The organism is Shewanella sp. A22, assembly GCF_053850585.1.
In genome coordinates, this window is record NZ_JBSQBN010000011.1 from 16486 (window position 1) to 29918 (window position 13433).

The 13433-nt window shown below is 40.6% G+C and carries 13 protein-coding genes; all 13 read left to right on the forward strand.

Features of this window, described 5'->3' with window-relative positions; translation table 11 throughout:
- Positions 1-15: 15 nt before the first annotated feature.
- A complete protein-coding gene (locus tag ACWXWT_RS03735; RefSeq protein WP_456040266.1) occupies positions 16-1053 on the forward strand; it encodes a type IV pilus twitching motility protein PilT in 1038 nt (345 codons plus the stop codon).
- Between the two features lie 11 nt (positions 1054-1064).
- Positions 1065-2177: a PilT/PilU family type 4a pilus ATPase gene (locus ACWXWT_RS03740; protein ID WP_456040267.1), complete on the forward strand. Its 1113-nt coding sequence runs from the start codon at positions 1065-1067 to the stop codon at positions 2175-2177.
- Between the two features lie 250 nt (positions 2178-2427).
- On the forward strand, positions 2428-3531 hold the full coding sequence (locus tag ACWXWT_RS03745) for a hypothetical protein (RefSeq protein ID WP_456040268.1): 1104 nt from the start codon (positions 2428-2430) through the stop codon (positions 3529-3531).
- A 104-nt stretch (positions 3532-3635) separates the two neighbouring features.
- A complete protein-coding gene (locus ACWXWT_RS03750; protein ID WP_456040269.1) occupies positions 3636-4169 on the forward strand; it encodes a glutathione peroxidase in 534 nt (177 codons plus the stop codon).
- Positions 4170-4370: 201 nt separating this feature from the next.
- Entirely contained in the window at positions 4371-5384 is a 1014-nt protein-coding gene (hemH, locus tag ACWXWT_RS03755) for a ferrochelatase (RefSeq protein ID WP_456040270.1), read from the forward strand.
- A gap of 205 nt (positions 5385-5589) precedes the next feature.
- On the forward strand, positions 5590-5919 hold the full coding sequence (yciH, locus tag ACWXWT_RS03760) for a stress response translation initiation inhibitor YciH (protein WP_456040271.1): 330 nt from the start codon (positions 5590-5592) through the stop codon (positions 5917-5919).
- A 28-nt stretch (positions 5920-5947) separates the two neighbouring features.
- Positions 5948-6508, forward strand: a complete 561-nt coding sequence (locus ACWXWT_RS03765; RefSeq protein WP_456040272.1) for a YqgE/AlgH family protein — start codon at positions 5948-5950, stop codon at positions 6506-6508.
- Positions 6509-6675: 167 nt separating this feature from the next.
- Entirely contained in the window at positions 6676-7095 is a 420-nt protein-coding gene (gene ruvX, locus ACWXWT_RS03770; protein ID WP_456040273.1) for a Holliday junction resolvase RuvX, read from the forward strand.
- 654 nt (positions 7096-7749) lie between these two features.
- Positions 7750-8604 carry an HAD-IIB family hydrolase gene (locus ACWXWT_RS03775; protein WP_456040274.1) on the forward strand — a complete coding sequence of 285 codons (855 nt, stop codon included), beginning with the start codon at positions 7750-7752 and terminating at the stop codon, positions 8602-8604.
- 1 nt (position 8605) lies between these two features.
- Positions 8606-9826 (forward strand): glycosyl transferase, encoded by a 1221-nt coding sequence (locus ACWXWT_RS03780; protein ID WP_456040275.1) that lies wholly within the window; start codon positions 8606-8608, stop codon positions 9824-9826.
- A gap of 26 nt (positions 9827-9852) precedes the next feature.
- Positions 9853-11607, forward strand: a complete 1755-nt coding sequence (locus ACWXWT_RS03785; protein ID WP_456040276.1) for a sugar phosphorylase — start codon at positions 9853-9855, stop codon at positions 11605-11607.
- A gap of 151 nt (positions 11608-11758) precedes the next feature.
- A complete protein-coding gene (locus tag ACWXWT_RS03790; RefSeq protein WP_456040277.1) occupies positions 11759-12316 on the forward strand; it encodes a DUF4136 domain-containing protein in 558 nt (185 codons plus the stop codon).
- 482 nt (positions 12317-12798) lie between these two features.
- Positions 12799-13311, forward strand: a complete 513-nt coding sequence (gene rfaH, locus ACWXWT_RS03795) for a transcription/translation regulatory transformer protein RfaH (protein WP_456040305.1) — start codon at positions 12799-12801, stop codon at positions 13309-13311.
- Positions 13312-13433: the final 122 nt, after the last annotated feature.

Genomic DNA, 13433 nt, shown 5'->3' on the forward strand with positions numbered 1-13433 from the left:
ATGGATGTCTCTACTATGGAAATCACTGAATTACTCGCCTTTAGTGTAAAACACAAAGCATCAGATCTACACCTTTCTGCAGGTGTTTCTCCTATGATCCGTGTTGATGGTGAGGTAAGAAAAATTAACTTGCCTGCATTAGATCATCAAGGCGTTCACGGTCTTGTTTATGACATCATGAATGATAAACAACGTAAAGACTATGAAGAACATCTTGAAATCGATTTTTCATTTGAAGTGCCCAATTTAGCCCGCTTTCGTGTTAACGCATTCAATCAATCGCGCGGTGCAGGTGCTGTATTTCGTACTATTCCGTCTGATATTCTGTCGCTTGAACAATTGGGGGCGCCAGAAATTTTTAAGAAAATCGCCAGTTTTCCACGTGGATTAGTGTTGGTCACAGGGCCTACCGGCTCTGGTAAATCAACCACATTGGCTGCGATGGTCGATTATGTGAATGAAAATCGACATGACCATATTTTAACCATTGAAGACCCAATAGAATTTGTACACCAAAACAAACAATGCTTAATCAATCAGCGTGAAGTTCATAAACATACCCATAGCTTTAATGCGGCACTGAGAAGTGCATTGCGTGAAGACCCCGATGTAATTCTTGTGGGTGAAATGCGTGACCTTGAAACCATTCGTTTAGCCATGACGGCGGCAGAAACTGGCCATTTAGTGTTTGGTACTTTACATACCACCTCAGCTGCAAAAACCATTGACCGTGTGGTCGATGTATTTCCCGAAGGTGAAAAGAGTATGGTTCGCACCATGTTGTCTGAGTCTCTTCAAGCGGTCATTTCACAAACATTGATAAAGAAAATTGGCGGAGGCCGAGTGGCTGCACATGAAATTATGATGGGCACACCAGCGATTCGAAATCTTATTCGAGAAGACAAAGTCGCGCAAATGTATTCGGCCATTCAAACGGGGATGTCTCACGGTATGCAGACCCTTGATCAATGTCTGCAAAATCTCGTTAATCGTGGCTTAATTACCCGTGAAGACGCGATGCAAAAAAGTTCAAATAAACAAACTAATTTCTAAGGAACTGGGTCATGGATGTTCGTCCATTTTTAAATATCATGGTAGAGAAAAAGGCGTCAGACTTATTTATCACTGCCGGTTTTCCGCCCAGTGCAAAAATTGATGGTGAGTTACGTCAACTATCTGAAAGTCCATTAACGTCAGAGCAATCGTTGTTGTTTGTTGAATCATTAATGAGTGATGTGCAAAAGAAAGAGTTTCACGACACCAGTGAGTGTAATTTTGCCTTTGCGGCAAAAGATTTAGGCCGTTTCCGGGTGAGCGCATTTTGGCAACGTGAATCAGCCGGTTGTGTTATGCGCCGTATTGAAACTCAAATCCCTGAAGTTGATGATTTAAAATTACCCGCTATTTTAAAAGATTTAGTCATGAGCAAACGTGGCCTTATTATTATGGTTGGTGGTACTGGTACGGGTAAGTCAACATCCTTAGCCGCGCTGGTGGGGTATCGAAATGCTCATGCTCGAGGCCATATTCTAACGATTGAAGACCCCGTTGAATTTGTACATGAACATCGCAAGAGTATTATTACTCAGCGAGAAGTCGGTATCGATACGGACTCTTTTGATGCCGCGCTTAAAAGCTCGTTGCGTCAAGCGCCAGATGTGATTCTTATTGGTGAAATACGTACGCAAGAAACCATGGAATTTGCCCTTTCATTTGCTGAAACGGGTCATTTATGTATGGCGACCTTGCATGCAAACAATGCTAACCAAGCACTTGACCGCATTATGCATTTAGTGCCGGAAAGTAAACATAATCAACTGCTTTTTGATTTATCGTTAAACCTTCGCGGTATTGTGGCGCAACAACTTATTCCTAAATCAGACGGAACCGGCCGTCGTGCAGCCATTGAAGTATTAATTAACACGCCTCGCGTGGCCAGTTTGATCGCTAAAAATGAGTTGCATTTACTGAAAGAAACCATGGGTAAGTCGCGCGAGCAGGGAATGCAAACCTTTGATCAGGCTTTGCTCGATTTGTATGTGGAAGGTGAAATTAGCTACGCAGATGCTTTACATCATGCAGACTCACCCAATGATTTACGTCTGATGATTAAATTGCTTAATAATGAAACATCTTCTTCGGGATCAATGGAAGGTATTACGTTAGATATGAATTAGTGGTTAATGTAGCCAATTAAATAGGCTAATTATCACTCGAACCATTTGTAATGAGAGGTCACAAGCTACATTTTGTGGCCTTTTTTGTTATCATACTGGTCAATATTGTAATAATGACTACTGTTGTTGTGAATTTAACGGTGACAAAAGTAGATTAACACCTTTATCTAGTATCCTTATCCGTTTTAAACACACTACACATTACTCATTTTTTTCACGCTTTTTAACATTGTTATTTCAAGGATGTTCTATGCAGTTATGGCAAAAATTTACCGTTCTTTCTTCACTCATCTTGTTTCCATTTGTGGCCTCAGCTGTACCTGTTACTGATGAAGTCGATATCGGCGGTGCAGTAAGAATTAATTATGGTTGGAAAGACTACGACAACAAATCAAAGCTTGAATTTGAATTGTTCCGTGCTGACGTTAACTACAAGAGTAAAGATGGCATATTTGCCTCTGCTCAGTATCGTTGGTATCAAGACATGGACGTAGTACATCATGCCTACATGGGATATCAATTTGACGAAGCGCAATCTGTGCAAGTGGGTGTGACGCAAGTTCCATTTGGTTTATTACCTTATGCAGCCCATTCATTTTGGTTTGGCGCAACGTATTATCTTGGTTTTGAAGATGACTACGATGCCGGTATCCATTATAAAAATGAACAAGACGGCTGGCGTTACGACTTAGCTTACTTTGCTAATGACGAATATGGCAATGGTTCGCGTTACGACCGTTACTCATTTGACGTTGCTACAACTGATCAATCTCCGTATGAAGAATCAGGACAAATCAACGCCCGTGTAGAGCGTGAGTTTACCTCTGGTGATGTGACTCATAAGTTAGGTGGTTCATTACAGTACAGTCAGTTAGATTTTATGGCTGATGTTGCTACCGTAGATGGTGAAGATACCAATAGCCTTGCAGCTGCAGCGCATTGGCAATTAGACTGGAAACAATGGCAATTACAGTTACAGTACATCCATTACGATTATGATATTAAAGATAGCGAACGCGTTGCAATTAGTGCATTCCAATATCAGTCTCCAATAGCGGCTAAAGCCGATGTCGCGACAGTAAACATTGCTAAATCGTTTGATGTTGATTGGGGCCCAATCACTAATGTGAATTGTTATAACGACTACAGCCAAGTGATGGTATCAGGTCAAGGGTTAGATGATTCTATCCAAAACGTGACTGGTTGTGCTATCACAGCGGGTAAGCTTTATTCTTATGTAGATTGGATTGCCGGAAAAAATATGTATTTTGTTGATGGTCCAGGTGTTGGCGTCGATAATGGTGATACATCGTGGCATTCTCGATTAAACATCAATATTGGCTTCTATTTTTAATCATTTTTGATCTGAATTAACCGCTACAGCGTATAGGCATCGATGAATTGATTCATCGATGCCTATTTTTTATCGATTCTTTTTTGATAAAAGGACACATACAAATGATTAAATACTTAACGGCAATTGGCTTATTCACATTCAGTGTTGGGGCTTTAGCTGCAAATTGTCCTGACTATCTCAATGTTGAAGCCCGTAAATTACATTCAAAAGACAACGTCAATTTATGCGAACTCACCCAAGGTAAGGCTGTATTAATTGTTAATACCGCTTCACATTGTGGATTTACACCTCAGTTTGAAGCGCTTGAAGCATTGCACAAACAATATGCAGATAAAGGACTGGTGGTGATTGGTTTTCCGTCAGATGATTTCTTCCAAGAGGAAAAAGACGAAGCCAAAACGGCTGATGTTTGCTTTATCAATTACGGTGTGACATTCACTATGGTTGCAACATCACCAGTGAGAGGCCGCGATGCAAACTCAGTTTTTAAATATTTAGGTGACAAAAGCGCAGCACCCAAATGGAACTTTTATAAGTACCTTGTTTCAGGTGATGGTCAAACAGTACAACAGTTTAACTCGCGGGTAAAACCGGATAGCCAAGAGTTAAAAAATGCGATTGAGTCAGTTTTATAATTGATTGTGCAACAGTAAATGTTATTTTACTGAATCAGCTAGCTCAAATTATTTTTGCCGAATACGAGTTAAGTAGATGATAAAATCGATACTTAGCGCTCTTTTTGTGTTAAATAAATGCGATAAAATCTTATTGCAAACTCACGGGTTATTCAAAGTGAGATGTATTTGTAAATCCATATTAATAACGGAGATGGTACTTTGGCTAGTTTTTCAGGGTTAGATAAAGACACCGGCCATAAAGCTCGCGGCAAAACAGGTGTATTATTAATGAATCTAGGCACACCAGATGCGCCTACTGCATCTGCTGTTCGCACTTACTTAGCAGAATTTTTAGCCGATCCACGAGTGGTGGAAATTCCAAAATTATTATGGATGATCATTCTTCATGGTATTATTTTGCGAATTCGTCCAGCTAAATCGGCAGCCTTGTACCAACAAGTATGGACCGACGAAGGCTCTCCTTTACTGGCGATCAGCCAACATCAACAAACCAAATTAGCCCAACAGTTACAAGCCCAAGGGTACGATGCAAGTGTGCATTTGGCGATGCGTTATGGTTCGCCATCTGTTTCGAGTACTTTGCAAACTATGCACAAGCAAGGCATCGATAACATTGTTGTTTTGCCTTTGTATCCGCAATATGCAGCGCCAACAACCGCTTCAGCTTTTGATGCTTTAGCAAAAGAGCTAATGACATGGCGTTATATCCCAGCACTGCATTTTATTAATACCTATCATGACAACGTTGACTTTATCGATGCACTTGTTGCTTCAATTCAAAAAGATTTTGACCAACACGGCAAACCACAAAAATTAGTCATGTCTTTTCACGGTATGCCAGAGCGTAACTTGCATTTAGGCGACCCTTACTACTGCTTCTGCATGAAAACAACTCGCTTAGTGGTGGAAAAGCTAGGCTTTAGTGAAGACGATTATGTCGCCACATTCCAGTCTCGGTTTGGTAAAGCAAAATGGTTACAACCTTATACAGATGCAACCATAGGTAGCTTGCCTGCTAAAGGTATCACTGACATTGCGGTGATCTGCCCAGCATTTAGCGCTGATTGTTTAGAAACATTAGAAGAAATCAAAGGTGAAAATCGCCACGTTTTTGAAGATGCTGGCGGAAAAAACTTCAGATACATTGAATGTTTGAATGACAACGACGACCACATCAATATGATGGCAAATCTGGTAAAACCTTTTCTTTAAGTCATCTAGGCGGTTTCGCTGTTAAGGCATACCACATCACAGCTAGGGACAGCTTCGCTGCTAAGATTTTATAGGATCTAGCTGCGCAGCTCTCTAGGCTGTTGCTTTTGAAGCGTCCCAGTCCCCAGGCTTTTAGCTTTATATCCTCGCCTCCGCTTTTATGATTTGTTAAACTCAAACAATGTTTTGCTGTTAAAGAAATATTATGAGAATAGATCCCAATATCGCATTAGTTTATAGCACTGATAAAGGTCGTATTGATCAACCTAAGCCACAAGCAGAAATACCAAGTGGCGATGGTATAGTGCGGATCCACAAAGATAGCAAAGGTCGTAAAGGTAAGGGCGTTAGCGTGATTAAAGGCTTAGCGTTAGATGAAAAAGCGTTAAAAGACCTTGCACAAAAACTAAAGAAACAATGTGGCTGCGGTGGTACAGTGAAAGACTTCAGTATTGAAGTACAAACAGATAACCGCGAACAGATAAAATCCATATTAGAAAAGTTGAATTTCACAGTGAAATTAGCGGGTGGATAACAGGCTAAAACACTATTGAGGAGAATATATGGATAGCTTCAAAGACCACTTTTTAATTGCGATGCCGTCACTAGACGACACATTTTTTGAGCGTTCAGTTATTTACATTTGCGAGCATGATCAAAAGGGCGCTATGGGGTTAATGGTTAACCGTCCAATTGGCGTTGAGGTTGAGGATCTGCTTGAACAGATGGAGCTCCACCTATCTCAAGAGTTTTTATTCTCATTAGACAGTCAAGTGCTCATCGGTGGCCCTGTGGCACCAGAACGCGGTTTTGTGTTACATACCCCTCAACAGCACTGGCTAAACAGCACTGAAATTAGTGAACATGCCATGTTAACGTCTTCGCGCGATATTTTGGCTGCAATCGGTTCTGATAAGTCTCCAGAAAACTTCATTGTGGCGCTCGGTTATGCCGGCTGGAGTAAAGATCAGCTTGAACAAGAAATCGCCGACAATACGTGGTTAACAATCAAAGCGACACCAGAGTTACTTTTTAATGCAGATCCTGAACAAATGTGGCAAATGGCAACCCAACAGCTTGGTTTTGATATTTGGCAAATGTCCAGCCAAGTCGGTCACGCATAAAATAAGATAACAAGCGCTAATGTCGATGCAAGGTGATAACAGGCGGCCACAGTGATGACTATCCATTGCTGACCAATAGAGTAACCTTAGCACTCTGTTTTTTCGCTTGTCATCAGCACTTCTTTTATCATCACCTAGGTACTTACAGAGTAAACAAAGAGAGACACATGCAACCACAAACCGTCTTAGGGTTCGACTATGGCACCAAAAGTATTGGTGTTGCTATTGGTCAAGCCATTACTGCCAGTGCAACACCTTTGCTGTCAATCAAAGCCGTTGATGGGATCCCTAATTGGGATGATATTGATAAATTATTAAAAGAGTGGCAGCCCGATCTTGTGGTGGTGGGTTTACCACTAAATATGGATGGCACCGAACAAGACATGACACAAAGAGCGCGAAAATTTGCCAATAGAATTAATGGTCGTTTTGGGGTTAACATAGCCACCCAAGATGAACGCTTAACCACAGCAGATGCTAAGGCACGTTTATTTGAACTTGGTGGTTATAAAGCGTTAACTAAAGGTCAAATTGATGCAGTGTCCGCGGTACTGATTGTTGAAAGTTATTTTGAAAATCAATTTTAACCTACTCCTAACTGCTAGCCGCTCCGGGGAATAGCGCGTTGTGCTTCTAGCCCCCTTTGCTGCTAAGATTTTATAACATCTAGCAGCGAAGTGTTCCAGTATCTGTCGCTTGTCGTTTTTCGTCTGTCATCTCTTATTATCGCTTTCACCACCCTTGTTATCTCGCACCAAAATGGTGCGTTTTTTATTCGTGGTTGCACATATCAGTGAATCCAGCTTAAGACGTATTTATACATCATCGTTTTTTATCTATAAATAAAATCAAAAATATCAATAAGTAAAGATAATTTGTGCCATTAAGGTGCAAAGGGCCTATGTTTGGCACACATCCTGAATCTACTTATTTGTTAATCGAGTAACAGCGACAACGAAATAGCGATAACGGGCGATAATAAACGAACGCAGCGCTTACAAAAGAATGAAAAGAAGACAACAAGCGAACGTTCACTTAACGAATAGGGCAGTCAAAATCGATAACAAACGGATAGTGTGGAAACGGCTGAACGTTGGCTTTCAGCTTTTATAGAATCTAGCCGCGCCGCGAATTAGCTTCTAGGCCTTACGCTTGCCACCGCTTGTTATCTTCGTTACCGCCCGTTATCACTTTGTACCGTTCTTTATAGTCAGCATGCAATGATTGAAAAGGGACATGATATGACACCAAGACCACTTATCTTTACTGACATAGATGGAACGTTGCTTGATCACTTTGATTACAGTTTTAGTCATGCCATCGACGTGATAGAAGCCCTGAATGAGCGACAAATTCCTATTATTGCCAATACCAGTAAAACCTTTGCAGAAATGGAAAAATTGCAACAAACCATTGGCTTTAATTCGCCGTTTATTTCAGAAAATGGTGCGGTCATTTATATTCCCATTGGCTACTTTGACCAGCAGCCTATAGGTACCTTTACCCAAGGCTATTATTGGGTTAAAGAATTCTGCCAACCACGACAATACTGGCTTGAACTATTAAACCAACATGCCCAAACCTTCAGTAATGATTTTGTTGGTTTTTCGTCTTTGTCTGTTGAGACGCTGTGTGAACTCACCGACTTGTCACCAGATAACGCCAAGCTAGCACTGGTCAGACATTATGCTGAACCCATTTTTTGGAAAGGCGATGATGTGCGTAAACAAGCTTTTATTGAATTGATGACCCATGCTGGTGCGCATACGTTGCAGGGAGGACGTTTTTTACATATCGGCGGCGATACAGATAAAGGCAGGGCGATGAAATGGTTAGCCGATGTCTTCGCTACACAATATTGCACACCTGTTACGACAATTGCGCTTGGTGACAGTGGTAATGACAATGCCATGCTCGAAGCTGCCGATATTGCCATTCAAATTAAGTCGCCTACACACGAATTTCCTGTATTAACCACAGAAAATACAACGATTAAAAGCAGTCAATATGGTCCCAAAGGTTGGGCTGAATGCATTACTAAAACGCTATTGTCGTCAACATCACCATTAAATCAACAATTAACCCAAGGGGCGTAACATGGCCGATTTTTATCAAAATGGCATTATCACCACAATGCATAACTTAACAAGACGCACCCATGAAGAGCTTGAGCAAGACTTAATTAAGTTTGCCAAAACACGGCCTCTAGGGCTCATTTTACCGTCACTGTATTCAGAGTTAGAGGGTGACGCACTAAAAGATATTGTGAGCAAATTAAAAGAAGTGCCATATTTAAACGAAATTGTTATTGGATTAGACAGAGCCGATCTTACCCAGTACAAGCATGCATTACATTTTTTTGGCGGCTTACCGCAACATCACCGCATATTATGGAATGACGGCCCACGTTTAAAAGCGTTAGATGCCAAATTACAAAAGCTTGGTTTAGCACCTAAAGAAATGGGCAAAGGTCGAAACGTGTGGTATTGCATGGGGTATATTTTGGCATCGGGTAAAACGGAGTCAGTAGCATTACACGACTGTGACATTGTCACCTATGAAAAATCATTACTGGCTCGTTTATTATATCCAGTCGCCAACCCGCAGTTTAATTATGAGTTTAGTAAGGGGTTTTATGCGCGCATTGCCGACGGAAAAATTAATGGCCGAGTGTCTCGTTTATTAGTGACACCGTTGATCAAAGCGCTTAAAAAAGTAGTCGGTTATAACGAATATTTAGAATACATGGACAGTTTTCGCTATCCATTAGCGGGCGAGTTTTCATTTAGACGAGATGTACTTAATGACTTACGTATTCCAAGCGACTGGGGATTAGAAATTGGTGTGCTATCAGAAATGCAGCGTAATTATGCCCATAACCGCATTTGCCAAGTAGACATTACCGATAATTACGATCATAAACATCAAGATTTATCATTAGATAACGAAGATGCCGGTCTGTCTAAAATGTCGATTGACATTACCAAGGCATTTTTCCGTAAACTTGCTACCCAAGGTCATACCTTTAGCACCGAATCGTTTCGAACCCTCAAGGCGACTTATTACCGAGTCGCTCTCGATTATGTCGAAACTTATCATAACGATGCCTTAATGAATGGCCTTACCACAGATATTCATTTAGAAGAAAAAGCCGTTGAAATGTTTGCTCAAAACATTGTTACGGCAGGGCAACGATTCTTAGATAATCCAATGGAAACGCCATTTATGCCAACATGGAGCCGAGTGGTAAGTGCTATGCCTGATGTACTTGAACAATTAAAAGCCGCTGTTGAAGCAGATAACGCTGAGTTTAGTTGAGGTTAATGGTTAACAAGGACCACCATATGTCAGTATTAGATGATTTACAGCAAAAGCTGCAGCAACAACTTGGCAGTATTTACAATGATGTTGAACTTAATATCAGTATCTCAGAGTTGGCAACACAACTGATCGATATTATGCGTATCACTGAGTATTGCCAAGTACCAGAACCCTTTGTAAATCATTGGTCTGAAAAAGACATTATCATGATCACTTATGGCGACAGTGTTATCCAACAAGGTGAGCCGCCGCTAACCACGCTAGCGCAATTTATTGACAGTTATTTAAGTTGCATCAATTCTGTGCATATTTTGCCTTTTTTTCCTTACAGTTCAGACGATGGTTTTGCGGTTATTGATTACTCTAGCGTTAACGAAGGGTTAGGGTCATGGGCAGATATTAGCGCCATTGCCAGTAAACGACGATTAATGTCAGACTTAGTGATTAACCATTGTTCTAGCCGTAGCTTATGGTTTGAGAACTTTTGTAAAGGCGAGGGTGTTGGCCACGACTACTTCTTTACGGCTGATCCTACTGACGATTTAAGTGCTGTTGTTCGCCCCAGAACATCAACACTGTTAAGACCAACCGATACAACAAAGGGGATCCAACATGTGTGGTGCACCTTTAGCCATGATCAAGTCGACTTCGATTTTCGTAATCCGCAGGTATTAATCGAAATTGTTCGAATTATTCGTCAATATCTGGATGCCGGAGTGAGTATTTTTCGCTTCGATGCAGTGGCTTTTTTATGGAAAATAGTTGGTACTACATCAATTAACTTACCGCAAACTCATGGCGTAGTTCGTTTGTTACGTACACTCATTGAACATAGCCAACAAGATGCCATCATCATTACCGAAACCAATATTCCTAATACCCAAAACTTAACCTATTTTGGCAATGCTAACGAAGCCCACTGCATTTATAACTTTTCACTGCCGCCATTGTTAATTAACAGTCTTATTACTGGCAGTTGTTTGTATTTAAAGCGTTGGCTAATGAGTATGCCACCCGCACAAGATGGTACAACCTACTTTAACTTTATTGCGTCCCATGATGGAGTTGGCTTAAGGCCTGTTGAAGGCTTGTTAGATGAAGATGAAATTACAACCTTAGTTGATACAATGAGGCAATTTGGTGGCCAAATATCATCAAGAACGACAGAAAGTGGTGAACAGAAACCTTACGAAATGAACATTGCATTGTTTGATGCACTGCAAGGCACCACCAAAGGTAAAGATTTATGGGGGATGGAACGTTTTGTGTGCGCCCATACCATTATGTTGGCATTGGAGGGGATCCCAGGTATTTATATTCATAGTTTACTCGGCACACGCAACGACTATGAAAAACTGGCCAATACGTCACATAATCGAGCCATTAACCGTCATCGATGGGATATAGAACAATTAACACAACAGTTAACAGACGCTACTAGCACCCACAACCAAGTGTTAACGATGCTTACTGGGTTAATTAATATCCGTACGCAACAAATTGCCTTTCATCCTAATGCCACTCAATTTACCTTACATCTAGGGTTACAGTTATTTGGTTTTTGGCGTCAGAGCCGAAATCGAAAGCAAAGTATCTTTTGCATTAGTAATATATCGGATCACATTACCGACCTACCCATTAGTGAGCTCAACCTTATCATTGCAGAAGATTGGGTGGATCTATTAAGTGGGCAAAAAATAGAAGACACTAACCAAACCATACAGCTGCAACCCTATCAAACAGTATGGATAAGCAATGTAAATGATGAGCATAGATAACAAGCGATAACAAGCGGGTGAAAGTGTTTGCTTGCCATCGTTACTGGCACCTATTCTGTTTGTTATCGTTTGTTATGAAATCTTGTTAACTTGACAATGCCCTTGCTCTCTATAAGCTTGTAGCAATTAACATCTTGTTTTTGGAGCCTGTATGAAACACCTGTTTATAGCTGCTGCAGTATTAGCATTGAGCGCTTGTAGTACCATGAAATCAACTTCAGACTTCGATCCATCGGTATCATTTGAGCAATATAAAACCTACTCATGGGTAGAGAAAAAAAATAATGATGCGGGCTATCATTTAGACGGCCTTATGGACCAACGTGTGCGCGCCGCCATTGAAACCCAATTAAGCCAAAAAGGTATCAGTAAAACAGATAAGCAAACCGCCGATTTATTAGTTAACTACATCACTAAAGTCGATAAAAAGATCAACATAGACACCTTTAACAGCCATTATGGTTATAACCCATATTATGGTCCTCGTTGGGGATGGGGTGGCAGCATACAAAGTGAAACCACAGTGCGAGAATACGACGTAGGTACGCTAATGGTCGACTTGGTTGACAATAAAACAGGCATATTAGTTTGGCGTGGTACAGTGGCCGATACAGTACGCGAGCAAAGCACCCCAGAAGAACGTATCAATAGCATCAATAAAGCCATTAGCACTGTCATGATGAATTATCCACCCAAGCCAACAAAATAATATTTATTGCTAAAAGCGTATTAAGGTTTGTTTATCTTTTAAGATTGGTTTTGCTGCAAATGTTGGTCATCAATGCAAGGCCGCTATCCACTCACCTTGATTAAAACGTCTTTGCCTTGAACCAAATTCAACCCGCAAAGAGTAACCGTACTAAAAAAGCCTCGATTTTCGAGGCTTTTTTATAACGACTTTGCTTAAGCTAATATCAGAATTAATGTTGTCTAAATTGATTCCTATAAAGCTTGCTGGTTTTCCTCTTTAATCGTTGTTAAGTAAACGTCATACGATAAATCAATTAGTTACTAAGTAAGTGGTTGTTTTTTGCTTGTTCTGAAATCATAGAATGAATTAAATGCTGAATTTATAAGCATTATTGCTTAAAAAATCCATTCAAAAAGGTAAGTTATTTTGCTATTATCCTACTCCGTGAATGGGACGTCACTTGTTCAGACAAATGAACAAATTTAAACAAGCGAGTCATGATGAAATCTTGGTATTTACTGTACTGCAAACCACGTGAAGAAACACGTGCTCAGCAAAATTTGGCTTTACAACAAGTCGAAAGTTATTTACCGATGATCACCCAACAAAAAATGGTTCGTAACAAAAAGCAAATGGTTACGGCACCGTTATTCCCGAGTTACCTGTTTATCTATTTTGATCCCCAAATCACTAGCGTGAGCAAGATTCACAGCACTCGTGGTGCTAACCGAATCGTCGGCTGCCGAGAAGAAATGACCCCCATTGACGACAGAATTATTTCAGCGCTCAAAAGGCGCGTGCAAGATTTTGTGCCACAAGTCGAAAAACCATTAACCAAGGGTGACAAAGTCAAATTTATCGACGGACCGTTTAAAGACCTCGAAGCCATATTTGATGAAAATAATCCAGATAAGCGTTGCCATGTATTATTTAACATTATGGGGCAACAGAAACGAATGTTAGTTGAGTTTGCCAATTTGCAAGCTGTGGCGGAAAGTGAGCAAGTAAGCTAAAGGGTAATGAGTCAGATAATAGCGATACTCTTTGTAGGATATTGTCTATTTGTGAAATAAATTTAGGTGAAAAAAAGAGCTATTTGAAACTAAAAAGGTTTAATTTTGACTCTCTGAAGCCA

Bases quoted from the DNA above. Each gene is read 5' to 3' on its own strand.
- ACWXWT_RS03735 (WP_456040266.1), top strand. From the start codon at position 16: ATGGAAATCACTGAATTACTCGCCTTTAGTGTAAAACACAAAGCATCA.
- yciH (WP_456040271.1), top strand. From the start codon at position 5,590: ATGAGAATAGATCCCAATATCGCATTAGTTTATAGCACTGATAAAGGT.
- ACWXWT_RS03740 (WP_456040267.1), top strand. From the start codon at position 1,065: ATGGATGTTCGTCCATTTTTAAATATCATGGTAGAGAAAAAGGCGTCA.
- ACWXWT_RS03775 (WP_456040274.1), top strand. From the start codon at position 7,750: ATGACACCAAGACCACTTATCTTTACTGACATAGATGGAACGTTGCTT.
- ACWXWT_RS03765 (WP_456040272.1), top strand. From the start codon at position 5,948: ATGGATAGCTTCAAAGACCACTTTTTAATTGCGATGCCGTCACTAGAC.
- ACWXWT_RS03780 (WP_456040275.1), top strand. From the start codon at position 8,606: ATGGCCGATTTTTATCAAAATGGCATTATCACCACAATGCATAACTTA.
- ruvX (WP_456040273.1), top strand. From the start codon at position 6,676: ATGCAACCACAAACCGTCTTAGGGTTCGACTATGGCACCAAAAGTATT.
- ACWXWT_RS03785 (WP_456040276.1), top strand. From the start codon at position 9,853: ATGTCAGTATTAGATGATTTACAGCAAAAGCTGCAGCAACAACTTGGC.
- ACWXWT_RS03790 (WP_456040277.1), top strand. From the start codon at position 11,759: ATGAAACACCTGTTTATAGCTGCTGCAGTATTAGCATTGAGCGCTTGT.
- ACWXWT_RS03750 (WP_456040269.1), top strand. From the start codon at position 3,636: ATGATTAAATACTTAACGGCAATTGGCTTATTCACATTCAGTGTTGGG.
- rfaH (WP_456040305.1), top strand. From the start codon at position 12,799: ATGAAATCTTGGTATTTACTGTACTGCAAACCACGTGAAGAAACACGT.
- ACWXWT_RS03745 (WP_456040268.1), top strand. From the start codon at position 2,428: ATGCAGTTATGGCAAAAATTTACCGTTCTTTCTTCACTCATCTTGTTT.